Annotated in this window: 13 protein-coding genes; 8 read left to right on the top strand and 5 right to left on the bottom strand. The window is 68.1% G+C overall.

What is annotated here, in order from left to right; translation table 11 throughout:
• Positions 1–20 precede the first annotated feature (20 nt).
• Positions 21–1,442 (bottom strand): condensation domain-containing protein, encoded by a 1,422-nt coding sequence (locus tag A5773_RS21135; RefSeq protein ID WP_066952777.1) that lies wholly within the window; start codon positions 1,440–1,442, stop codon positions 21–23.
• Between the two features lie 332 nt (positions 1,443–1,774).
• Here A5773_RS21135 and A5773_RS21130 point away from each other — a divergent pair, with 332 nt between their 5' ends.
• Positions 1,775–12,763: a type I polyketide synthase gene (locus tag A5773_RS21130; RefSeq protein ID WP_067792401.1), complete on the top strand. Its 10,989-nt coding sequence runs from the start codon at positions 1,775–1,777 to the stop codon at positions 12,761–12,763.
• A 28-nt stretch (positions 12,764–12,791) separates the two neighbouring features.
• On the opposite strand, the gene A5773_RS21125 is transcribed toward A5773_RS21130, so the two are convergent.
• The 3 genes from A5773_RS21125 to A5773_RS21115 are packed head-to-tail and all read right to left on the bottom strand — an operon-like array spanning position 12,792 to position 15,492.
• Positions 12,792–13,214 (bottom strand): PPOX class F420-dependent oxidoreductase, encoded by a 423-nt coding sequence (locus A5773_RS21125; RefSeq protein ID WP_067792399.1) that lies wholly within the window; start codon positions 13,212–13,214, stop codon positions 12,792–12,794.
• 3 nt (positions 13,215–13,217) lie between these two features.
• Positions 13,218–14,324 carry an acyl-CoA dehydrogenase family protein gene (locus tag A5773_RS21120; protein WP_067792397.1) on the bottom strand — a complete coding sequence of 369 codons (1,107 nt, stop codon included), beginning with the start codon at positions 14,322–14,324 and terminating at the stop codon, positions 13,218–13,220.
• Between the two features lie 7 nt (positions 14,325–14,331).
• A complete protein-coding gene (locus A5773_RS21115; protein WP_066952881.1) occupies positions 14,332–15,492 on the bottom strand; it encodes an acyl-CoA dehydrogenase family protein in 1,161 nt (386 codons plus the stop codon).
• A 195-nt stretch (positions 15,493–15,687) separates the two neighbouring features.
• Between A5773_RS21115 and A5773_RS21110 the strand changes: the two genes are divergently transcribed.
• Genes A5773_RS21110 through holA form a run of 3 tightly spaced genes read left to right on the top strand, consistent with a single transcriptional unit; the run spans position 15,688 to position 19,133 of the window.
• Positions 15,688–16,539 (top strand): ComEA family DNA-binding protein, encoded by an 852-nt coding sequence (locus A5773_RS21110; protein WP_067792391.1) that lies wholly within the window; start codon positions 15,688–15,690, stop codon positions 16,537–16,539.
• A gap of 36 nt (positions 16,540–16,575) precedes the next feature.
• Positions 16,576–18,138 (top strand): ComEC/Rec2 family competence protein, encoded by a 1,563-nt coding sequence (locus A5773_RS21105; RefSeq protein WP_067792440.1) that lies wholly within the window; start codon positions 16,576–16,578, stop codon positions 18,136–18,138.
• 26 nt (positions 18,139–18,164) lie between these two features.
• Complete coding sequence (gene holA / locus A5773_RS21100; protein ID WP_067261623.1) at positions 18,165–19,133, top strand: DNA polymerase III subunit delta; 969 nt, start codon at positions 18,165–18,167, stop codon at positions 19,131–19,133.
• A gap of 9 nt (positions 19,134–19,142) precedes the next feature.
• Here holA and rpsT read toward each other — a convergent pair whose 3' ends face one another.
• Positions 19,143–19,403 (bottom strand): 30S ribosomal protein S20, encoded by a 261-nt coding sequence (gene rpsT / locus A5773_RS21095; protein WP_066952793.1) that lies wholly within the window; start codon positions 19,401–19,403, stop codon positions 19,143–19,145.
• Positions 19,404–19,548: 145 nt separating this feature from the next.
• Between rpsT and A5773_RS21090 the strand changes: the two genes are divergently transcribed.
• Genes A5773_RS21090 through A5773_RS21075 form a run of 4 tightly spaced genes read left to right on the top strand, consistent with a single transcriptional unit; the run spans position 19,549 to position 23,738 of the window.
• The gene (locus tag A5773_RS21090) at positions 19,549–21,222 is read left to right on the top strand and encodes a circularly permuted type 2 ATP-grasp protein (protein ID WP_066952795.1); all 1,674 of its coding nucleotides are present in this window, start codon (positions 19,549–19,551) and stop codon (positions 21,220–21,222) included.
• Positions 21,222–22,199 (top strand): alpha-E domain-containing protein, encoded by a 978-nt coding sequence (locus A5773_RS21085; RefSeq protein ID WP_066952797.1) that lies wholly within the window; start codon positions 21,222–21,224, stop codon positions 22,197–22,199. The genes A5773_RS21090 and A5773_RS21085 overlap by 1 nt, the downstream gene beginning before the upstream one ends.
• Positions 22,199–23,038 carry a transglutaminase family protein gene (locus tag A5773_RS21080; protein ID WP_067792388.1) on the top strand — a complete coding sequence of 280 codons (840 nt, stop codon included), beginning with the start codon at positions 22,199–22,201 and terminating at the stop codon, positions 23,036–23,038. Before A5773_RS21085 ends, A5773_RS21080 begins: the two co-directional genes overlap by 1 nt.
• A 25-nt stretch (positions 23,039–23,063) precedes the next feature.
• Positions 23,064–23,738 (top strand): hypothetical protein, encoded by a 675-nt coding sequence (locus A5773_RS21075; RefSeq protein WP_066952801.1) that lies wholly within the window; start codon positions 23,064–23,066, stop codon positions 23,736–23,738.
• Positions 23,739–23,741 lie beyond the last annotated feature (3 nt).

Genomic DNA, 23,741 nt, shown 5'->3' with positions numbered 1-23,741 from the left:
AGCCATCGCACTGTTCCCCGCTAGGCAACGCGCCCCCAATGCCCGCTATCAGCGACCCGCATACAGACGGACTTCATTGCCGCGACATACCGGGCGACTGATTTTCGGGCAACCGCGTTGTCTGGAAACATTATCGCCATCGCGGTGCCTTCCTCGTACCGGAAGGTATAGATCGTTAGCTGGTACGAATATCTTCCGTCGGAGTAGATCCCAATGTTGTTGGTGTAGCCCATCTCAGCTGCCGCGAGCACGGCGTTCATCGGAGCGGCATCCGCATGCAAAAAATTTGTCACCGGAAAGTTAGGGCGGGGCCTGCTCAGCCACGGCGCCAATTCCAGCACGCGGTAATAGGGGACCTTCGCCATGTTCAGACTCGAGTCAAAAGAACTCTGAGCCGCCCAGGCGGCATCGCTAAAGGACACGGCGGCAATCGGCACGGTGATCGGAACCAAGCCGGTAAACCAACCCTGGGTCATGAAGTTGTCCGAAGTTTTTCGGGTATCTCTGGGGGTGAGTCCGTAATAGGTGGCGGCACCTGTGAATTCGTGTTCCACCTGGGCGAGGCAGGCGAACAAGCCGCCGACGAAGCGCGCACCCGCCGCCGAGCAGGCCGCTTCGAATCTCGCGGTTTGTTGCGCGTCCATCAGGGTGTCCGTGATCATCTCACTCTTGCTGGGCTCCAACGGATTTCCCAGTGGCAAAGGGAACTCCGGCAGGCTTCCATCGTTGTTCTCGGCGAAGTCGATCCACGCGCGCACCTGCGGCGAATCCAGGGTCAAGTCTGACGTGTAGCGGCGCTCTTCGGCGCAGAAATCGTCAAAGCTGCCGGCGGCGGGCAGCGCAAGGGGCCCCGCGCCACCCGTCAACGCCATGTACAGCGCGTGGGACTCCACCATCGTGATGCCGATCAGCGCCGCGTCCCCGTGGACGTGGTCGATGCTCGCGTAGAAGGTGAAGTGATTCTCGTTTTGGACAATCCCGAAGCTGAAGCACTCCCAGTGCAGCGGATCGGGTGTGGCCACCACATGGTTGTGCAAGTCGTCAACGGCCATTTCGCCGTGGTCGGTGGGCGCGAATTCGATATCGGCGGGATCGTCGATGGTATGCCGAATGATGTCGCCCGCGTCGGTGTGCTCAAACCAGCTGCGATACGTGTCGTGCCGGCGCAAATATGCATTGAGCGCGTCATTCATGGCGGAGATGTCGCACTGGCCGGGGACTTCGCAGGTCGCGATGATTTGCCGTGAATAGTCGAGCCCCGAGGTCGTTTGCCGGTGATAACCCCGAAGATGCTGACTCTGCATATAGCTGACGGGCACCGGGCTGACCGGCGCTTGCCGGGCCCTTTCCCGGGCCGTGGGTGTCGGGTGCCAGGAGATGAGAACTCCTGGGCTCGGCGTCCAATCACGGATTGAGCCGATGGTGATTTTCCCGATACGCAATATCTTCTCCTCGTTCCGCCAGCGCTGCGGTTCCGGCCGGCCGCTGGCGAGATCAAGATAGCTTCTTCGGCACCCACCGTCCCCGACATGCCGGGCCGCACGTGCTCGCAGCGACAGGCGGGGCTACCGATTAGGGTGATGGGCGGCCCGGCGTGGGACGCAGTCTGGCATCCGGCGACACTACTCGCCGTAGGGGGAACGATTCTCCTGCGTACCGGGTCGGCATGTGGTGCAGTGATCGGGTCACACGGTTTGGTCCGGAGTTACGGACCCGTCGCCGGAGGCCGGCCCCGGGGATCTACCTTCGCGGGTCGATGCGAGAGGACAGATGCATGGGAACCGCCGAAGCTTCAACAGAGAAGGCATCGGGTTTCGCGATAGTCGGCTACGCAGCCCGTGTTCCGGGTGCTGCCGACGCGTCGGAGTTCTGGGACGTGCTGCGGCACGGGCGGGATGCGGTGTCAGAGGTGCCCCCGGACCGGTGGCGTGTCGAGGAATTCTTCGACCCCGATGCCGACGCGCCCGGGAAGATTGTGAGCCGACGGGCGGGCTTCGTCGACGACGCAGTGGGGTTCGATGCGCCGTTCTTCGGGGTATCGGCGCGTGAGGTCATGCTGATGGACCCACAGCATCGGCTGTTGCTGGAGACGGCATGGCAGGCGGTGGAGCATTCAGGCACGGCCCCAACGGCTTTGGCGAATACCAACACCGGGGTTTTCATTGGTCTGTCCACCCATGACTACCTGGCGATGGTCTCGGATGAGCTGAAGTACGACGCGATCGACGCGTACATGGCGATCGGGACGGCGGCCGCCGCGGCAGCCGGGCGGATCAGTTACCGGTTGGGGCTGCAGGGCCCGGCCGTCACGGTCGACACCGCGTGCAGCTCGTCGTTGGTGGCGGTCCATCAGGCTTGCCAAGCGCTGCGGCTGGGGGAATGTGACCTCGCGCTGGCCGGCGGTGCGAATGTCCTGCTCAGCCCGGCCACGATGATGACCTTTTCGCGGGCGCACATGCTCGCGCCCGATGGCCGCTGCAAGACGTTCGACGCGGCGGCGGACGGCTACGTGCGCGGTGAGGGATGCGGTGTCGTCGTCCTCAAACGGCTGGACGACGCGATCCGCGACGGTGACCGGATTCGGGCGGTGGTCCGCGGCAGCGCGGTGAATCAGGACGGCGCGTCGGGCGGACTGACCGTGCCGAACGGTGTCGCCCAGCAGCGCGTCATCGCCGAGGCGCTGAAGCGCGCCGGCGTCTCCGCCCGCGACGTGGGATACCTGGAGGCGCATGGGACCGGGACATCGCTGGGCGACCCGATCGAAGTCCAGGCCGCGGCCGCGGTACTCGGCGAGGGTCGTGATGCGGGCCGGCCGCTGTTGATCGGGTCGGTGAAGACCAATATCGGGCATCTGGAAGCCGCCGCGGGGATCGCCGGAATCATCAAGGTTGTCCTGTCGCTCGAGCACCAGGTTTTGCCGAAGCACCTGAACTTCGAGAACCCATCGCCCTACATCCCGTGGGATCGGCTTGCGGTGCGGGTGGTGGACGAGGCCACCAGCTGGGAGCGCAACGGTCGACCCCGGGTTGCGGGGGTCAGTTCGTTCGGCTTCTCCGGGACCAACGCGCACGTCATCCTCGAGGAAGCGCCCCAGCTCGCTGCGCCCGCGGTACCCGTCGCGAAGACCGCGGACGGAGGATTCAGCGTGCTGCCGCTGTCGGCGCGCACCCCAGAAGCCTTGGCGCAGCTGGCCGGTCGATACCGCAGCTGGTTGAGCGCGCATCCGGATACCAGCCTGTCAGAGCTGTGCTTCACCGCCGGCGTCGGCCGAGCTCACTTCGAGCACCGCGCCGCGTTGGTGGTCAATTCGACGGAGTCCGCCGCGGAGTTGCTCGGGGCGCTCGCCGACGACCGTCCCGCGCCGGGTTTGGTGCGGGGAACGTGCGACGACAGGCCGAAGACGGCGTGGTTGTTTCCGGGTCAAGGCAGCCAGTTCGCCGGCATGGCCCGGGAGTTGTTCGAAACCGAACCGGTGTTTGCCGAAACGATGACCCGTTGCGCGGCGGTGGTCGATGGCGCGCTCGAAAAGCCAATGTTGGACGTCATTTTCGACCCCGCGAGTTCCGAAGATCTGCGGCGGACGAACAACGCCCAGCCGGCGTTGTTCGCCGTGGAGATGGGCTTGGCGAGGCTCTGGCAGTCGTGGGGCCTCGAACCCGACGTGGTGCTGGGTCACAGCGTCGGCCAGTATGCCGCCGCATGCGTCGCCGGTGTGTTCAGCCTCGAGGACGGAGCGTCGTTGCTCGCCGAACGCGGTCGCCTCTTCGGCGGTTTGCCCGCGGGCGGTCGGATGGTGGCGGTCTTCGCCGCCGCGGAGCGGGTCGAGGGCTTCACCGACGAATTCCCGCGGCTCTCGGTGGCCGCTTACAACGGTGCCAATACCGTGCTGTCGGGACCAGCAGAGGATCTGGACCGGGCGGTGGCCAGCTTGACCGCCGACGGTGTTCGATGCGAGTCGCTGGACACCAGCCACGCGTTCCATTCAGCGCTGCTGGACCCGGCCCTCGATGAATTCGAGTCGTACGCAAGCCGATTCGATTTCTGCTCGCCACAACGGACTCTGGTATGCAACCGCACCGGCGCCGCCCTCGGCCGGAATGCGAAACTCGATGGACCGTACTGGCGCCGCCACGCGCGCCAGCCGATCGAATTCGCCAAGAGTGTGGCCACCCTGGCCGATCTCAATTGCGCCATGCTGCTGGAGGTGGGTCCGCAACCGGTGCTCACCGCCGCGGCTTTGCGGGCATGGCCTGACCGGGCGGCGGCGCCGCGGGCGATCCCGTCGTTGCGCCGAACCGGCGGCGACCACCGCCAGATCATCGAAGCCCTTGCCACCGCCTACACCGGCGGTCACCTGCCGGACTTCGGGGCTCTGCAGCAGGGGCCGACGCGCAAGCTCGACTTGCCCACTTATCCGTTCCAGCATCGCCGGTACTGGTTCCGGGACAACGACGTTCCATCCACCCAGGTGCCCGCGAAAGCCGATGCCACGCGCACCGAAGCCGTCCAACTTCTCGAGGACGGCCGGATCGAGGAACTTGCCGCGCTGATCGACGGTGCGAACGCCAGCCGGCAGACCACCGACGTGCTGACCAGGCTTGCGGCACAACACAACCGACAGCGGGAAACCGAGTCCATTGCGGATGCTCGGTACGAGATCCGTTGGGAGAAATCCGTTGCCGCGGCCACCCGCACGGACACCGTTTCCTGGCTGTTGATCGGCGATGACGCCGAAGCGGTCGCACCGTTAGCCGACGCGCTGACCGCTCAGGGTCATCCGTTCCGGATCGTCGGGCTGCCGGTGTCCGACGCCGAAGAGGAGCGGCTCGAATCGGCGCTGCGCGCGGCGGCGGCAGAGCAACCGACGCTACGCATCCTGCATTGCGCGGGGCTCGATCGGGGCAATGCGCCATCGATGCGTTCCTTGTTGCGGATGCAACACCATGTCCTGGGCGGAACGCGTCGACTCTTCCGCGCCGCTGCCGCCGCCGAAATCCGCGCACCCATCTGGCTGATAACCCGTGGCGCGCAACGTGTCACCGCGGCCGACAGCGTACGGCCCGCACAGTCCTGTCTGTGGGGGTTCGGGCGCGCCGCTTCCCTCGAGCATCCGCAGTTGTGGGGCGGGCTGGCTGATCTGTCCGAAGGCACTGCCGGCGAGTGGACCCGGTTGATCAGTCAGGTGGTGGCAGGGCCGCGTGGCGAAGACCAAGTCGCGCTGCGAGACGAAGGTGTCTATGTCGCCCGGCTGACCCGGCGCGAAGGGCGGCCGATCGGAACACCGCTCGCCTTGCGTGCCGAGGCCACCTATTTGGTGACCGGTGGATTGGGCGCGGTCGGGCTGGAAATCGCCGGATACCTGGCCGCGCACGGTGCCGGGCACCTGGTGTTGACGGGCCGGCGCCCGCCCAGCGATGCGGCGCAACGGCGGATCGATGCCATGCGCGAACAGTGGGGCTGCCAAACGCGGGTCATCACAGCCGATGTCGCCAATCCGCACGACGTTGCTCGCCTGCTGGCCACCGTGCAGGCCAAACTACCGCCGCTCGCCGGGATCGTCCATGCCGCCGGAGAGATCGGTAACACGCCGCTGCGCCACCTGGACGATGCTGAAGTGGATCGGGTGTTCGCGGGAAAGGTCTGGGGCGCTTGGCATTTGAGCGAGGCTGCCGTGGACCTGGCGCTGGACTTCTTCCTCAGCACATCCTCGATCGCCTCGGTATGGGGCAGCTTTGGCCAGACCGCATACGGCGCGGCCAACGCCTTCCTGGACGGATTGTCCTGGCGGCTCCGCGAGCAGGGTGTCACTGCGGTGAGCGTCAACTTCGGTCCGTGGACGGCCGGCATGGCCGACGAAGACGCACGTGCGCGACTGGAGCAACGCGGAGTCCGCACGCTGCCGCCCGCTGATGCGCTGGCCGGAATGGCCGAGCTCATCGTGGCTTCTGCGACGCAAGGGGTGGTGGCTCGGATCGACTGGTCCCGTTTCCTGCCGCTCTATCAGCAGGCGGGCAAGCGGTCCTTCCTCGAGGAGGTCGGCCGCGAGGTGCCCGAGTCGGTGACGGCCCCCGAACCTTCCGCTGGGCCCACGCGGTTCGTGGAACAGCTCACCCTCGCCCCGGCGCAGCAGCGCAAGAAACTCCTCGTCGATTACCTGCGCGATGTTGTCGCCGAGGTGACACGGATCGACGCGGCGGAGATTCGGGAGGAGGCCGGATTCTTCGACCTGGGCATGGATTCGCTGATGGCGGTCGAATTGCGGCGCCGCGTGGAACATGCGGTGGGCAAGGAACTGCCGGCGACCCTGGCGATGGACTACCCGCGTGTCACCGACGTGGCGGAGTACCTGCTCACCGACGTCCTCGGCCTCACCGCGCAGGCGGGCTCCAAGGCGGCTACCCAGCCGCCGCCGTCGCTGTCGACCGGGTCCGCGGACGAGCCGATCGCGATCGTCGCGGTGGCGTGCCGTTTTCCGGCCTCGCCCGATCCCGAAGCGTATTGGGAAGTCCTGTCCGGCGCTGTCGACGCGATCCGGGAGATCCCGGATGACCGCTTCGAAATCGACGAGTACTACGACCCGGACCCCGAAACGCCGGGCAAGATCTACAGCCGCAGCGGCGGATTCCTCGACGGGATCGACGAATTCGATCCGGAGTTCTTCGGTATCTCCCCGCGCGAGGCCTTATGGATGGACCCGCAGCAGCGGTTGATGCTGGAGATCGCTTGGGAGGGGCTGGAACGCGCCGGCTATTCCCCTGCGGCCCTGCGCGGTAGCCGAAGCGGCATCTTCGTCGGCGTGGCCGCCAACGAATACTCACACCTGCTGTCGCGGGACTCGGTCGAGAGCATCGAAGCACACTTCATCACCGGCAATGCGCTCAATGCCATCGCGGGCCGAGTCGCGTTCGCGCTCGGGCTGGAAGGACCGGCCGTGGCGGTGGACACCGCGTGCAGCTCCTCGCTGGTGGCCGTCCATCAGGCTTGCCAGGCGTTGCACTCCGGTGACTGCGATCTGGCGCTGGCCGGCGGGGTGAACGTCTTGCTGAGTCCGGCCTCGATCGTCGCCGCCTCCCGCGCCCGGATGTTGTCGCCGGACGGAAGGTGCAAGACCTTCGACGCCGCCGCCGACGGCTACGTGCGCAGTGAAGGCTGCGGCGTTCTGGTGCTCAAGAGGCTGAGCGATGCGCAGCGCAGTGGCGACCGCGTCTGTGCCGTCATTCGGGGCAGCGCGGTCAATCAGGACGGCGCCTCCAGCGGTTTGACCGTGCCCAACGGGGGTGCGCAGCAGCGGCTTATCTCCGCGGCGCTGGCCCGGGCCGGCGTCGCCGGTCCAGACATCGATTACCTCGAAGCGCACGGCACGGGTACCTCCCTGGGTGACCCGATCGAGGTGCAGGCCGCGGCGGCCGTCTACGGCGCCGGCCGTGACCCGAACCGGCCCTTGCTCATTGGATCGGCGAAGACCAACCTCGGCCACCTCGAGTCGGCCGCGGGGGTCGCCGGTTTGATCAAGGTCGTGTTGTCTCTGCAGCACGAACTTCTGCCGCAGAACCTGCATTTCCAGAATCCCTCGCCGCATATTCCGTGGGACTCGTTGCCGGTGCGGGTGGTGGACAGGGCGATGCCCTGGCAGACCGACGGCAGGCCCCGCCGGGCCGGAGTGAGCTCGTTCGGGTTCACCGGCACGAACGCCCATGTGCTGCTCGAGGAGGCGCCGCCGCAAACGGTGGCCGGCGACCCCGCAAACGGTGACGCGACGGCGCCGGAGTCGGGCGTCTCGGGTGATTGGCTCGGCGTGTTTGCGTTGTCGGCGCGCTCGCCGCAGGCGTTGGCGGCCTTGGCGCAGCGCTACGGCACCTGGCTGGACGCACACCCCGAGGTTGACATCGCCGACGTGTGCTTCACGGCCGGCGTCGGGCGTTCGCATTTCGAACACCGCGCCGCCCTGGTCGTCGATTCCGTCAAAGGTGCCCGCGACGCATTGGCCGAATTGGCCGAGAGCCGGGTGCGACCGGGTGTGGTCCGCGGCGAGTGTGCCGACCCGCCGAAGACGGCGTGGCTGTTCACCGGCCAGGGCAGCCAGTACCCGGGGATGGCTCGCGAATTGTTCGACACGGAGCCGGTATTCGCCGAAACGGTGACGAGGTGCGCGGAAGCGGTCGAAGATCTGCTGCCGCGTCCGTTGCTGGAGGTGGTGTTCGACACCGACCGCGACTCCGGGGGAGACGCGTTGCGGCACACCTCTTTTGCTCAGCCGGCGCTCTTCGCGATCGAGATGGGCCTGGCCCGGTTGTGGCAGTCGTGGGGCATCGAACCCGACGTTGTGCTTGGGCACAGCGTCGGCCAGTATGCGGCGGCATGCGTGGCCGAAGTCTTCAGCCTCGAGGACGGGGCACGGTTGATGGCCGAACGCGGCCGGCTCTTCGGCAATCTGGCCGAGGGCGGTCGAATGGTGGCGGTGTTCGCCGACGCCGAGCAGGTGGAGGACGCCGCCAAGCAGTTCTCCGCCGTTTCGGTCGCCGCCTACAACGGCCGCAATACGGTGCTGTCGGGTCCGGGTGCCGAGCTGGAAAAGATTGTCGCGATCTTCAGCGATGACGGGATCCGCTGCACATGGCTGGATACCAGCCACGCCTTCCACTCGGAGCTGCTGGAGCCGGCGCTCGACGAATTCGAGTCGTATGCGGCGCGGCTGCAGTTCGCCACACCGACACGGCCGCTGGTCTGCAACCGCACCGGCGCCGTGCTCACGGCGGAAACCGCGCTCGACGCGCAATACTGGCGGCGGCATTCCCGCCAGCCGGTGCAGTTCACCGAGAGCGTCCGCACGCTGGCGGCGCTGGGATGCTCGGTGTTGATGGAGATCGGGCCGCAACCGATTCTGACCGCGGCTGCGGTGCAGGTCTGGCCGGAACACTCGCCGGCGCCACGGGCGATCGTTTCCCTGCGCAAGGGAGCGGGCGCCCGGCGCCAGATGGCCGAAGCGCTTTCCGCGGCGTACGTTGCCGGACATCGGCTCGAGTTCGCTGCGCTGCAACAACTCCCACGCCGCAGGATCGACCTGCCCACCTATCCGTTCCAGCGCCGGCACTTTTGGCCCAAGGCGTCCGGGATCGCAGGCACCGATGCTCAGGGCGGCACGGTATCCGCCATCTTGGGCGCTGAAAAGGACCTCGCCTCGGGTGACGTCGTCTATACCAGCCGGTTGTCCGTCAAGTCCCAGCCGTGGCTGTCCCATCACGTCATCTATGGCACCGTCGTCGTTCCGGGCGCGACCTACGCGGCGATGGCCCTCGCGGCGGTCGGAACGCCGGCTCACGTACGAGACGTCTTCTTCTATGAGCCGATCATCTTGGCCGACAAGCAATCTCGCGAGGTGCAGCTGACATTGCATCCCTCCGAGGATCGCGGCGGCTGGACCTTCCAAGTGCACAGCCGCCCATATGGCGTCCGCGATGCCGAGTGGGCGCTGAACGCCGATGGCGCCGTCTTCACCGGTGTCGACGAAGAGTCGGCAGTTGATCCGGCGGACCCCGTCGAAGCGGCGATCGAGCGGTTGAACCGCACCCGTCCCCAGCAGCTGTTCGACACCTTCGCCGACATGGAGCTGGCATGGGGTCCGACCTGGTCGACGTCCCTGAAATCGCTGTGGGTGGGCGAAGGTGAGGCGATCGGCGATGTCGTCGTCGGCGATGAACTCGCCGAACACCTGGGAAGTGAGCCGGTCCATCCGGTGCTGCTGGACCTGTGCACGGGCGTCGCCTTCCCTGCCTTCCCGGCGCTGCTAGCGGCGACCGAACGCGGAGCGGTTCCGGATCTGTTTCTCCCGCTGCGGTACGGGCGAGTGGTGCTGTCGGATCGGATGCCGCAGCGGTTCTATTGCCGAGCGAAGTGGCGTACCGGCGGCGTCGAAAGCGAAACTCAGGTCTTCGATCTCGATTTCGTGGATCGGAATGGCCGTCACCTCGGCGGAATACGCGAGTTCACCGTCAAACGCGCGCCCCGGGAAGCCTTGTTGCGCGGGCTTGGCGGCGACGTTTCCCGGCTGCTGTACACGCTTGGCTGGCACGAGGTGCCGGTGCCGGAGGCGATCAGCGATCCCGGGCACGGCGAGAAGGCCCCCGGCCCATGGCTGGTCGCAGGGTTCGACGAGCTGGCGGCCGAGTTGCCGGGTTGTATCCGGTCCGAAGGGGCGATGGGCCGGCAGGGCTGGCAGCAGCTCATCGCGCACGCGCATGAGAGCGGTACGCCGGTCACCGGCATCGTCTGGCGCGGCAGGGGCCGGCCGAACGCGGAGGAGTCAAGTGACGAATTCGGCGCTCGGCTGGAGGCCGACGTCGACAACCTCCTCGGCGCCATGCGCGCCCTGCTGGCCGAAGAGGGAGTGCAACTGCCCGGCGGGCTGTGGATCGTCACCGAACGAGCGGTGGCGACCGAAGCCGGCGAGCAGGTCGATCCCGTGCAGGCGGCGCTGTGGGGGCTGGGACGCACCGCCATCGCCGAGCAGCCCACACTGCGCTGCAGGCTGATCGACCACGACGGATCGGATGCGGCCGCGCACTCGCTAGCGCGCCTGCTCCGCACACCGGACGGATCCGTTCAAGAGCCGGAACTGGCACTGCGGCAAGGAAAGTTCCTGGCATCGAGGCTGGTGCCATGGGCACGCAGCGGTTACCTCGCGGTGCCGCGCGCGGGCGACTATGTCCTCGCGCCGACCGAACGCGGCGCCATCGACAACTTGCGACTCGCCGAGACGGAAGTGCTGTCGCCGGTTGCGGGCCAGGTGCAAGTTCGGGTGGAGGCCGCCGGTCTGAACTTCCGGGATGTGCTCAATGTGCTGGGCCTCTACCCGGGCGATCCGGGGCTGATCGGCGGCGACTTCTCCGGCATCGTCACCGAGTTGGGTGCCGGCGTAACCGGATTCGAGGTCGGCCAGCGCGTCTTCGGCTTCATGCAGGGAGCATTTGCCAGTCGGATCAATGTTCCCGCTCAATTGCTGGCGCCGGTACCGCACGGGCTCAGCGCGGTGGCCGCGGCGACCATTCCGGCTGCCGCACTCACGGCCCGGCTCGCCTTCGACTGGGCGCAGCTGAGGCCCGGTGACCGCGTGCTGATTCACGCCGCGAGCGGTGGTGTCGGACTGGCCGCCATCCAAATGGCGCAGCAGCACGGGGCGACCGTCTTCGCGACCGCCAGCGCCTACAAGCGCGCGACCCTGCGCAAGTTGGGCGTCGAGTATGTGTACGACTCGCGCACAACGGATTTCGCCGACCAAATCCTCGCCGACACCGGCGGTGCCGGCGTCGACGTGGTGCTCAACAGCCTGACCAACGAGGGCTTTGTCGAAGCGACCGTACGGGCCACCGCCCACAGCGGCCGCTTCGCCGAGATCGCCAAGCGAGACATCTGGACTCCGGAGCGAATGGCGGAGGCCCGTCCCGACATCGACTACGAAGTGGTGGCGCTGGACGGGACCATTCTGCAAGACCCCGAGCGCATCCGGCGGTTGCTGGCCGAAGTGTCGGACGGGTTGGGCAGCGGCGAGTGGGCACCGCTGTCCGCCGAGATCTACCCCCTGAGCGAGGCCAAAACCGCGTTTCGGCGCATGCAGCAGGCGCGGCATATCGGCAAGATCGTGCTGCAGATGCCCAACCCGCTGCAGCCGCAGGGCGATCGGAGCTATCTGATCACCGGGGGCCTTGGTGCCCTCGGCCTACACACGGCGTCCTACCTGGCCCAACTCGGTGCCGGTGACATCGTGCTGACCGGCCGCCGCGCACCCGACGCGGACGCACAACAGGTGATCGCCAACATCACTGAGCGCTACCGCTGCCGGATCCACACCCTTGCGGCCGACATCGGCGACGAGTCCCAGGTCGAGGAGTTGCTGGAGCGGATCCGGGCGGAGCTGCCGCCGCTGGCGGGGGTGGTGCACCTGGCGGGCGTACTCGACGACGCGCTGCTGCCGCAGCAGAGTGTCGAACGCTTCCGGACAGCCCTGCTGCCGAAAGCATTGGGGGCGTGGAACTTGCACCGATTGACCAGGAAGGACGATCTGGACTTCTTCGTCCTCTACTCGTCGATCTCCAGCGTGCTCGGTTCGCCCGGCCAGGCCAACTATGCAACCGCCAACGCGCTGCTCGACGGGCTCGTCGCCGAACGCAGAGCGCAAGGCCTTCCCGCGACCAGTGTCAACTTCGGTCCCTGGGCGCACGGCGGCATGGCCGCTTCGGAGGCGGCGCGCGCCAATCTCGGTGCGCAAGGCCTGGTTTCGATGGAACCCACGGCTGCCCTCAATGCGCTCGGCGAAATCGTCGCCCACGGAACGGGGCAGGCGACCGTGATCAAAGCCAACTGGCAGCGTGCCGCGAAGATGCTGCGCGGTTCACGCCCACCGATTCTCGACCACTTGCTGCCGAGCGACGCCGCGACGGCACCCGGCGACAGCGAGCTGCTCAAGAAGCTGCACGAGGTACCGGAGGCGGAGCGAGTCAGTTTCCTGACGGAATTCCTGCAGCGGGAAGTACAACAATTCCTGCGGCTTGCGCAACCTCCCGCCGCGACCAGCCGCTTCCTCGACCTCGGTACCGATTCACTGATGGCGGTCGAACTCCGTAATCGGTTGTACGGCCAGTTCGGTGGCGCGTTCACCATCAGCGCCACAGCGGTTTTCGACTATCCGACGATCAGCTCGCTCGCCGAGTACCTGGCCAGTCAGGTGCCGGACCTGGCCCCGGAGTCAATCGAACCCGTCGGCGGATGATCCGGGCGGCGATTCTTCGGCGCCGGCGTCAGTCGCTGATATCGAAACCGGCGATGACCTTGGTCGGGCGCACCCGCACCACAAGCTCGCCGGGCGCGGAGTTGCGGCGGCCGAACTCCTCGGCGCGGTCGGCGCCCATGTACCGGGCGCCGGTTCGGGTGGCGACGTCGAGCACGTCGGCCGGGTCCTCACTCACCGTGGCGACGCCCTGGACCTGAACGAACGAATACGGCGGGTGGGGATCGTCGACGCAGATCACCACACGCGGATCGCGGTGCAGGGCACGGCCTTTCGACGTCTCGCGGCCGGTGTTGAACGCCAGCTGGTCCCCGTCGACCACGAACCACACCGGCGCGACCAGGGGTCGGCCGTCGCCGGCGACATAACCGAGCATCCCGGTGCGGGTGCCGGCTGACAGGAACTCGACGGCTTTGCCGGAGAGCTCTGTCATGCGCTAGAGACGGGCCAGGTCGTAGTCGCCGATGTGGTCGATCAGGTTGTGCAGGTGCTCGCCGGAGGTGCCCAGCGTGTTTTCGATCGCGGTGAGCCGGGCCGCGTAGTGGGCGACCGGATATTCCGCGGTCACACCGATTCCGCCGTGCAGCTGGATCGCCTCCTGCGCGATGTGCCGGCCCGAGCGGCCGATCTGCAGCTTGGCCCGCGAGGCGATCACCGGGTCGAAATTGCCGTCAGCGATCGACATCGACGCGTACAGTCCCATGCTGCGCGCCAGTTCCAGCGACACGTACATGTCGGCCGCGCGCTGCGTGAGCGCCTGGAATTTGTTGAGCGTGACGCCGAACTGCTTGCGGCTCTTGAGGTAATCGGTGGTCAGCCGCAGCGCCTCCTCCATCGCCCCGACCGCTTCGGCGCACAGCCCAGCCTGGATGCGGATCACCGCGTTGCGGATAGCCTGCGACGCGTCCGCCGCTTCGCCCAAGGGTTCCGCCGGTGTGGCCTCGAAATCGACCTGCGCGCCGCGTTGTCCGTCGAAGGTCCGGTACGGGTGACGCGTGACCGCGCTCGCGTCGGCCAGAAACAGGCCGGTGCCGCCGTCCGGCAAGGCGGCGCTGACCACCAGGGCGTCGGCGCAGTCACCGGCGAGCACCGGGTTCTTGCGCCCGCTCAATGTCCACGAATCTCCTTGCCGCACAGCCTTGGTGCCCACGTCCGCGGTCGGGTTGCGATGTCCGGGTTCCAGGTGGGCGAAGGCCAGCAAGCGTTGGCCGGCCGCGACGTCGTCCAGCCCTTCCTTCTGGGCGTCGGTGCCCAACTCGGCGATCAGCGCACCCGGTGCCAGCGCGGCGTGCAGGATCGGTTCGGGAGCCAGCCGGCGCCCCGCCTCGACGAGCACGACCATGATCTCGATCTGGCCCGCCTCCTCGGGGTCGAACCCGAGGCCGAGGATCCCGGTGTCGGCGAGCTGACTCCATACTTCGCGGCTCCAGCCCAGATCGGAGCCGATCACCTTGTTGCGGCTTTCCGGGTCGTAGCTGCGTGAGAGCAGGTCGCGGGTCGTGTCGCGCAGCAGGGTCTGCTCGTCGGTCAACTGAAAGTCCATGGCTGCCTCACAATCCCAGAATGGTGGACGCGATGATGTTGCGCTGCACCTCGTTGCTGCCGCCGTAGATCGACGTCTTGCGGTAATTGAGGTAGTGCGGCGCACTGTGTTGCGCCCAGTCCGGAGACGCGATGCCTTCGCCGTCGGCCGGCAGGGCATCGGGCCCGGCCACCTCGACCAGCAGCTCGGTGGCGATCTGCTGCAATTGGCTGCCGCGCAATTTGAGCACCGACGAAGCCGGATTGGGCTGGCCGTTCGCGGAGTCCGTGACCACCCGCGACTGCGTGAGTTCCAATGCCAGCAATTCGTTTTCGGCCTCGGCCAGGCGCGCCGCGAACAGGGGATCCTGCAGCACCCCGGTGGCCGCCGCGTGTTTCTTCACCTCGGCGAGGCGCACCTTGGTCCGGCCGACACCGGCGATGCCGGTGCGTTCGTTGCCCAACAGGAACTTGGCGTATGTCCAGCCCTTATTCTCTTCTCCCACAAGCTGGTTGGCGGGTACCCGGACGTCTTCGAAAAAGATCTCGTTGACCTCGTGACCGCCGTCGATCGTCTTGATGGGCCGCAGCGTGATGCCGGGGGTCTTCATGTCGAACAGCAGAAACGAGATGCCCGCCTGCCGCTTGGGCGCCTGCGGGTCGGTGCGCACCAGGCAGAAGATCCAGTCCGCGTACTGGCCGAGCGTGGTCCAGGTCTTCTGCCCGTTGACGACGTAGCTGTCGCCGTCCCGCACCGCGGTGGTGCGCAACGACGCCAGATCCGAACCGGCCTCGGGCTCGGAGAATCCCTGACACCACCAGATGTCGAGGCTGGCCGTCGGCGGCAGGAAGCGTTGTTTGACCTCCTCCGAACCGAATTCGGCGATCACCGGGCCCACCATCTTGGTGTTGAAGTTCAGCGGCTCCGGGACGCACGCCAGCTGCATCTCGTCGGCCCAGATCTGGTGCTGGGTGGCCGTCCAGTCCTTGCCGCCCCATTCGACCGGCCAGTTCGGTACCGCCAAACCGTGCTCGTGCAGGATCTTGTGGCTGGTGACGATGTCGTCGTGCTTCACCTCCGCCGCGCCCCGGCGCACCCGCTCGCGCAGCTCTTCGGGAATCTTGGTGGTGTAGATGGTGCGGAGCTCGTCGCGGAACGCGGCTTCCTCCGGTGTGAGCGCCAGTTGCACGGCGACCTCCTGTCGTCTGGGGCTGAACATGGTTACCAGCGTCGGATGGATGCCCGGTCCTGGCGATGCGTTCTCCGGTCCATCTTGACCCATCCCGTACAGCGGTTGTGCACAGCCTCGGTTTAATCCACAGCCGGGGTCGCGGCGTCGCCGGGTGGGGGCCGATCTGGCGGTCGGCGCACCTACGGTCGGCGCATGCGAACAGAACTTCCCGCCGAGCGTCTGCAGCGGCGACTCGGTGCCCAACCGGACGCCGAGCCCGACGGCGCCGCGTCGACGTCGCCCGATCAGGCGGTGGACGAGGACCAGAATTCGCTGCTGCCGCGGTGGCTGCCGGATGTGTCCGCGGATCGGGGCTGGGTGGCCAGGCTGCGCGCCGACCCGGGGCGTGCGGGTGCCATCGGGTTGGCGATCGTGGCCGCGCTGGCCGTTCTGGTCACGGTGTTCACGCTGCTGCGCGACCGGCCGGCGCCGGTGATGTCGGCCAAACTGCCGCCGGTCGAGAAGGCGTCGACGGCGGGCCACAAGTCGTCGGCGGCCCCCGGCGCCGGCCCCGACCGGCCAGTGGTGGTGAGCGTGGTGGGCCTGGTGCACAGCCCGGGACTGGTCACCCTGGCGCCTGGGGCGCGGGTCGCCGACGCGCTGCAGGCCGCGGGCGGGGCGGTGAACGGGGCGGACACCGTCGGGCTGAACATGGCGCGTCCGCTCGGCGACGGCGAGCAGATCGTCGTCGGCCTTCCGCCCGTCCCCGGGCGGCCGGCGGCGTTGGGAAGCTCGGTCGCCTCCGGTTCCACATCGACGTCCAAGCCACCGCCACCGCGGACCGGAGCGGGGCCGGGGAAGCCGAAGGCGGGTGAAGTGCTCGACCTCAACAGCGCGACCGTGGAGGACTTGGACGCCCTGCCCGGCGTCGGGCCGGTCACAGCCGCCGCGATCGTGGCCTGGCGGCAGGCCAACGGCAAATTCACCAGCGTCGACCAGCTCGCCGACGTCGACGGCATCGGGCCCGCGCGGCTGGAGAAGTTGCGCGCCCTGGTCCGTGTCTGAACACCGGTGCGGGAATGCGGTCACGCCGAATCGGGCGTGGCACGCGTTGACGCGCGCCTGGTGCCGGCCGCGCTCACCTGCTGGGCGGTGACCGCCGCCGGGATCTGGTGGCCGATCGGCCGGGCGATCGCGGGGGTCTGTCTGTTATTGGTTGCCGCCGCCGGCGCCCTGGTGTGGCGCGCGGCGCGCCGGCGGGGCGAATCCGGGAGGCACCGGGCCGTCAGCGCCGGCCTGGTCGCGGTCGGCGTCACCGGCGCGGGCTTCGGGTTTGCGGTCGCGCTGCGCGCCGAAGCTGTCGATCGCCACCCGATCACGGCGGCGTTCGGGACGGCCGTCCCGGTGACAGTCACTCCCACGGAGAGCCCGGTGTCGTTGGGTCGCGGCCGGCTCATGTTTCGCGCCAAGCTGCAGCGCCTGCCCGACGCGCAGATCTCGGGGCGCGTGGTCGTCTTCGCGCGCGCATCGGATTTCGAACCGGAAGCCGACGGGCTGATGGTGGGCCGACCAATGCGGTTCACCGCGAGGATCAGCCGCCCGACCCGCCGCGACCTCACCGTCGCTGTGCTCAACGCGTCGGGCCGCCCGACCCTGGGCACCGCCGGCGCCGTGCACCGGGCGGCGCACACGGTGCGGGGCCGATTCGTCGCGGCGGTTCGCGGCGCGCTGCCCGGCGACCAGGCGGCGATGCTGCCTGCCCTGGTGCTGGGCGACACCTCGGCGGTTCCCGCCGAGACCGACCGGGACTTTCGCGCGGCAGGGATGACGCACCTGATGGCGGTGTCGGGCGCCAACGTGACCATCGTGTGTGCGGCCGTGCTGTTCTCGGCGCGCCTGATCGGTCCACGGGCGGCCGTCGTCCTCGCCGCCGTGACGCTGGTCGCGTTCGTCATCGTCGTGGAACCGACGGCGAGCGTGTTGCGGGCGGCCGTGATGGGCGCCATCGGGCTGGCGGGGTTGCTTTCCTCGCGGCGGCGGCAAGCCATCCCGGCGCTCTGCGCCGCGGTGCTGGTCTTGCTGGCGCTGGCCCCGCAGCTGGCCGTCGACGTGGGCTTCGCGCTGTCGGCGATCGCGACGGCGGCGTTGGTGTTGATCGCGCCGTCCTGGTCGCGGCGCCTGGCGGAAAGAGGCTGCCCCAAGCCGCTGGCCGACGCCCTGGCGATCGCCGCGGCCGCACATGTCGTGACCGCTCCGCTGGTGGCGGGCATCTCCGGGCGGGTCAGCCTGGTGGCAGTGGGCGCCAACCTCGCGGCGGCGCCGGTCATCGCGCCGATCACCGTGCTCGGCAGCGCGGCGGCGGTGCTGAGCGTGGTGTGGCCGCCCGGCGCACACGTGTTGGTCCGTTTCACCGGCCCCGAACTGTGGTGGGTGGTGCGGGTGGCGCAATGGTCGGCGGGCGCGCCCGGTGCGACGCTGCCCGTTCCGACCGGGGTGCCGGGAGTGGTGCTGGTCGCCGGGGTGACCGCGCTGATCGTCGTGGCGGTCACGAGGCTGCGCGGCCGGCGCTGGTTTGGCGCCGCGCTCGGCCTGGGCGGGTTGACGGCTGCCCTCTGCGCGCTGGCTTGGTGGCTGTCGAAGGTGGTGGATCCCGGGGCGGCGTAGTCGGTCCCTCGTGACACCATCGTGGGGTGACAGAGGTTTCGCCGTTACACCTGGTCCTGGGAGACGAGGAGCTGCTGGTCGAGCGGGCGGTGGCCGACGTATTGCGGGCGGCGCGCCAGCGGACCGGGATCGACGACGTTCCGGTCAGCCGAATGCGGGCAGGTGACGTCAGTACCTACGAGCTGGCCGAGCTGCTGAGTCCGTCACTGTTCGGTGACGAGCGCATCGTCGTGCTGGAGTCCGCAGGCGAAGCGGGCAAGGAGGCGGCCGCGGTGATCGCCTCGGCCGCGGCCGACGTCCCGCTGGGCACGATGCTGGTGGTCGTGCATTCGGGCGGCGGGCGGGCCAAGGCGCTGGCCACCGAGTTGCAGTCACTGGGCGCCGTCGTGCATCCGTGCGCGCGGATCACCAAGGCCAGCGAACGAATCGACTTCGTCCGCAAGGAGTTTCGTGCGCTGCGCGTCAAGGTCGACGAGGAGACCGTGACCGCCATGCTGGACGCGGTCGGCTCCGACGTGCGGGAGCTGGCGGCCGCCTGTTCGCAGCTGGTTGCCGACACGGGCGGGGTCGTGAATGCCGCCGCGGTCCGCCGCTATCACAGCGGCAAAGCCGAGGTGAAGGGGTTCGACATCGCGGACAAGGCGGTGGCCGGCGACGTCGCGGGAGCGGCCGAAGCGCTGCGGTGGGCGATGATGCGCGGGGAGCCGCTGGTGGTGCTGGCCGACGCGCTGGCCGAAGCGATCCACACGATCGGTCGGGTCGGGCCGTTGTCAGGCGATCCCTACCGGCTGGCGTCGCAGCTGGGAATGCCGCCGTGGCGGGTGCAGAAGGCCCAGAAGCAGGCGCGGTATTGGTCGCGCGACAGTGTCGCGGCCGCGATGAAGGTGGTGGCGGCACTCAACGCCAATGTCAAAGGAGCCGTGGCGGACGCCGACTATGCGCTGGAATCGGCGGTCAGGAAGGTGGCCGAGCTGGCCGCGAACCGGAACCGATGAGCGGGCGGGTCAGATCTTGTTGAGAGCGCGCGCCAGGGCGGACTTCTTGTTGGCCGCCTGATTCTTGTGGATCACGCCCTTGCTGGCCGCTTTGTCCAGCTTGCGGGTGGTCGCGGCCAGCAACTCCGAGGCCTTCTCCTTGTCGCCGGCGTGGGCGGCCTCACGGAACGCGCGGACCGCGGTGCGAAGCGAAGACTTCACGGACTTGTTGCGCAGTCGAGCGCGCTCGTTGGTGCGATTGCGCTTCTGCTGCGACTTGATGTTGGCCACGCTTTAGATCCTTCTCCGCTTCGACGTTTGTTGGGGGCGCCGGATATCACCACAGCGACTGCCCAGGTTATCAGTCGGTTACGTTTTCTCCCAAAACGGGAACCCGTGGCCTGCCATAACGCCAATTTGAGGCAGCATCTGAAAAGTGAGTCTTCCGAGCCAGCTCGAGGAAACCGGGCGGGGGTTACGCGCCGCGCGTGCCGAGCGCATTTTCGGCGGCTACAACACGTCCTCAGACGTCTATTCGATGGCATTTGACGAGATGTTCGATGCCCACGGCACCGTTCGCGGCCCGTATAAGGGCATCTACGCCGAGCTCGCGCCGTCGGACGCCTCGGACCTGAAGGCCCGCGCCGAAGCGCTGGGCCGGGCGTTCATCGACCAGGGCATCACGTTCTCGCTGTCAGGTCAGGAGCGGCCTTTTCCGCTCGACCTGGTTCCGCGGGTCATCTCGGCCGCCGAGTGGAGCCGGTTGGAGCGCGGCATCATCCAGCGCGTCAAGGCACTCGAGATGTATCTCGACGACATCTACGGCGATCAGGAGATCCTGAACGACGACATCATCCCGCGCCGCCTGATCACTTCCTGCGAGCATTTCCACCGCGAGGCGGTGGGCATCGTCCCGCCCAACGGCGTCCGCATCCACGTGGCGGGCATCGACCTGATCCGCGACGAGAAGGGCAACTTCCGGGTCCTCGAGGACAACCTGCGCTCGCCCTCCGGGGTGTCGTATGTCATGGAGAACCGGCGGACCATGGCGCGGGTTTTCCCGAATCTGTTCGCCACCCACCGGGTGCGTGCGGTCGACGACTACGCGTCGCACCTGCTGCGCGCCTTGCGCAATTCCGCGGCCACCAACGAGGCCGACCCGACCGTGGTGGTGCTCACTCCCGGGGTGTACAACTCGGCCTACTTCGAGCACTCGCTGCTGGCCCGTCAGATGGGGGTCGAGCTGGTCGAGGGTCGCGACCTGTTCTGCCGCGACAACCAGGTCTACATGCGCACCACGGACGGGGAGGTGCAGGTCGACGTCATCTACCGGCGCATCGACGACGCCTTCTTGGACCCGCTCCAGTTCCGCGCCGACTCGGTCCTCGGGGTGGCCGGCCTGGTCAACGCGGCCCGTGCCGGCAACGTCGTCGTCTCCAGCGCCATCGGCAACGGTGTGGGCGACGACAAGCTCGTTTACACCTATGTGCCGACGATGATCGAGTACTACCTGGGGGAGAAGCCGCTGCTGGCCAACGTCGAGACGTACCGGTGCTGGCTCGACGACGAACGCGAAGAGGTGCTGGACCGGATCGACGAATTGGTCCTCAAGCCGGTCGAGGGGTCCGGGGGTTACGGCATCGTGTTCGGGCCGGAAGCCTCCGAGAAGGAGTTGGCCACCGTCGCCAAGAAGGTTCGCGACGACCCGCGCAGCTGGATCGCCCAGCCGATGATGGAACTGTCGACCGTGCCGACGCAGATCGGGAACACACTGGCGCCCCGGTATGTCGACCTGCGGCCGTTCGCGGTCAACGACGGCAACGACGTCTGGGTGTTGCCCGGCGGGCTGACCCGGGTGGCCCTGGTCGAGGGCTCGCGGGTGGTGAACTCGAGCCAGGGCGGCGGGTCGAAGGACACCTGGGTGCTGGCGTCGCGGACCTCGGGCGGTGACCATGAGCTCGGCGCGGCGGAAGTCGTGCGCTCGCTGCCGGAGTCGATGTCCGACCCGGTGCTGGATGGCGCGCAGCGTTTCGCGCAGACCCAGACGCAACCCACGGAATCGCCCCAGGAACAGCAGCTTCAGCAGCAAGAGCGGCGGGCGAAGCGCTGATGCTGGCCCGTAACGCGGAGGCACTGTTCTGGATCGGTCGCTATGTCGAACGGGCCGACGACACCGCCCGCATCCTCGACGTGGTGCTGCATCAACTGCTCGAGGAGTCCAGCGTCGACCCGGACCAGGCGTCCCGGCTGCTGCTGCGGGTGCTCGGCATCGACCCCCCGCACCACGACCTAGACGTCTGGTCGCTGACCGACCTGGTGGCCTTCAGCACCAACGCTTCGGGCGGTAGTTCGATCGTCGACGCCATCACGGCGGCGCGCGAGAACGCCAAGTCGGCGCGGGAGGTGACGTCCAGCGAGATCTGGGAGTGCCTCAACACCACCTACCATGCCCTGCCCGAACGCGAGCGTGCCGCCAAACGCCTTGGGCCCCATGAATTCCTGTCCTACATCGAGGGCCGGGCGGCGATGTTCGCTGGCCTGGCCGACTCGACGCTGTCGCGCGACGACGGGTACCGCTTCATGGTGCTGGGCCGCGCGATCGAGCGGGTGGACATGACGGTGCGGCTGTTGCTTTCACGGGTGGGGGACAGCGCTTCATCCCCGGCGTGGGTGACGCTGTTGCGTTCGGCGGGCGCCCATGACACCTACCTGCGCACCTACCGCGGCGTGCTGGACGCCGGGCGGGTGGTCGAATTCATGCTGCTGGACCGGTTGTTCCCGCGTTCGGTGTTCTATTCGCTGCGGCTCGCCGAACACAACCTCGACGAACTGCTGCACTCTCGACAAAGCCGGATCGGGGCCACCGGGGAGGCGCAGCGGCTGCTCGGGCAGGCCCGAAGTGAACTCGAATTCGTGCAACCCGGTGTACTGCTGGAGTCCCTGGAGACGCGCCTGGCGGGCCTGCAGCGAACCTGCCACGATGTCGGAGAAGCGTTGTCGGTGCAGTACTTTCACGTCACGCCGTGGGTGGCGTGGTCGGATGCCGGGGATCGCGGCCGGCTGGTCAGCAGGAAAGGGGACGGCTGATGTGGCGGCTGCGGGTGGTGCACACCACCGGGTATGCCTACCAGTCGGCGGTGACCGCGTCCTACAACGAAGCGCGGTTGACCCCGCGGTCGAACACCAGGCAAAACGTCATCCTCAATCGCGTCGAGACGATCCCCGCGACCCGGTCCTATCGCTACATCGACTATTGGGGCACCGCCGTAACGGCATTCGATCTGCACGCGCCGCACACCGACCTCACGGTGACGTCGTCGTCGGTGGTCGAAACCGAGCAGCCGGAACCGCCGGTGACCGACGTCGGCTGGGATGACCTCAAGTCCGAGGCGGTGATCGACCGGTTCGACGAACTGCTTCGCCCCACCGGGCACACCCCGGCGAGCAAGAAGGTTGCGTCCGTGGCCAGGAAGATCGCCAAGTCGCACCAGCCCGCCGAGGCAGTCGCCGCCGCCAGCGACTGGGTGCGCGGCGAGCTGGACTATCTCCCGGGAACCACCAGCGTGCACTCGTCGGGGCTGGACGCGTTGAACGCGGGCAGGGGCGTCTGCCAGGACTTCGTACACTTGTCGCTGATGTTGTTGCGGGCCATGGGGATTCCCGCGTACTACGTGTCGGGATACCTGCATCCCAAACGCGACGCCGTCGTCGGGGACACCGTGGACGGGCGCAGCCACGCGTGGATTCAGGCGTGGACGGGCGCCTGGTGGAGTTACGACCCCACCAACGGAACCGAGATCTCCGAGCAATACGTCGGCGTGGGCGCCGGCCGCGACTACACCGACGTCCCGCCCCTGAAAGGCATTTACTCCGGTGAGGGTGCGACCGACCTCGACGTCGTCGTGGAGGTCACCCGGCTGGCCTAGCCGGCGCGGGCATAGCGTTCACGCCATGGACGACACTGCGCCTCACCGCGGTGGCCCCTGGTTGCTGCTGCTGTCCGTGCTGTGTGTCGCGGTGCTCTTCGGTGGGATCGCGGTCGGGGTCGCCCTGGGCGGTGTGATGCCGTTGCCGTACGGCCCGGCGGCCGCGGTGGCGGCTTACGTCCGTGCGGAGCCGGTCGCCGTGCGCGTCATCGCCGTGGCGACGTTTGCGTCGTCGGTCCCGTTGGCGCTCTACGCGGCGACGGTCAACGTCCGGCTGCGCCGGCTCGGCGCTGCCGGGCCGGGAGCGTCGATCGCGTTCACGGGAGGCGTCGTGGCCGCCGGCGCGCTGGGGCTGTGCGGCTTGCTGGCCTGGCCGCTGTCGCTGCCCGAAGTCGCCGCGGACGCGGCGTTGGTCCGCGCGCTGTACCTGTTGGTGTTTCTGGTCGGTGGCCCGGGGCACATCGTGGCCCTGGGCCTGCTGGTCGCCGGGATCGCGGGTCCCGCCCTGAGCCGCGGTTTGCTGCCGAGCCCGGTGGCCTGGGCCGGCCTGGGAATCGCCGCCCTTGCCGAAGCGGCGACGGCGGTGTTGGTCTGGCCGGACCTGGGCGTGATCCTGCCGGTTGCCAGGGTGCTGGCGCTGTGCTGGCTGGTGCTGGCGGGGTCGCTGCTGCCGTTGCGCCGCAACGGCATTGGAGAGTGACCG

The sequence above is a fragment of the Mycobacterium sp. 852014-52450_SCH5900713 genome (genome assembly GCF_001667075.1).
Taxonomy (GTDB): domain Bacteria; phylum Actinomycetota; class Actinomycetes; order Mycobacteriales; family Mycobacteriaceae; genus Mycobacterium.
Note: the sequence above shows the minus strand (reverse complement) of the source record. Positions and strands in the feature narration are given on the sequence as shown.

Coding starts and splice junctions, on each gene's coding strand:
- A5773_RS21085 (WP_066952797.1), top strand. CDS start 21,222: ATGCTGGCCCGTAACGCGGAGGCACTGTTCTGGATCGGTCGCTATGTC.
- A5773_RS21080 (WP_067792388.1), top strand. CDS start 22,199: ATGTGGCGGCTGCGGGTGGTGCACACCACCGGGTATGCCTACCAGTCG.
- A5773_RS21125 (WP_067792399.1), bottom strand. CDS start 13,214: ATGACAGAGCTCTCCGGCAAAGCCGTCGAGTTCCTGTCAGCCGGCACC.
- A5773_RS21120 (WP_067792397.1), bottom strand. CDS start 14,324: ATGGACTTTCAGTTGACCGACGAGCAGACCCTGCTGCGCGACACGACC.
- A5773_RS21110 (WP_067792391.1), top strand. CDS start 15,688: ATGCGAACAGAACTTCCCGCCGAGCGTCTGCAGCGGCGACTCGGTGCC.
- A5773_RS21075 (WP_066952801.1), top strand. CDS start 23,064: ATGGACGACACTGCGCCTCACCGCGGTGGCCCCTGGTTGCTGCTGCTG.
- A5773_RS21130 (WP_067792401.1), top strand. CDS start 1,775: ATGGGAACCGCCGAAGCTTCAACAGAGAAGGCATCGGGTTTCGCGATA.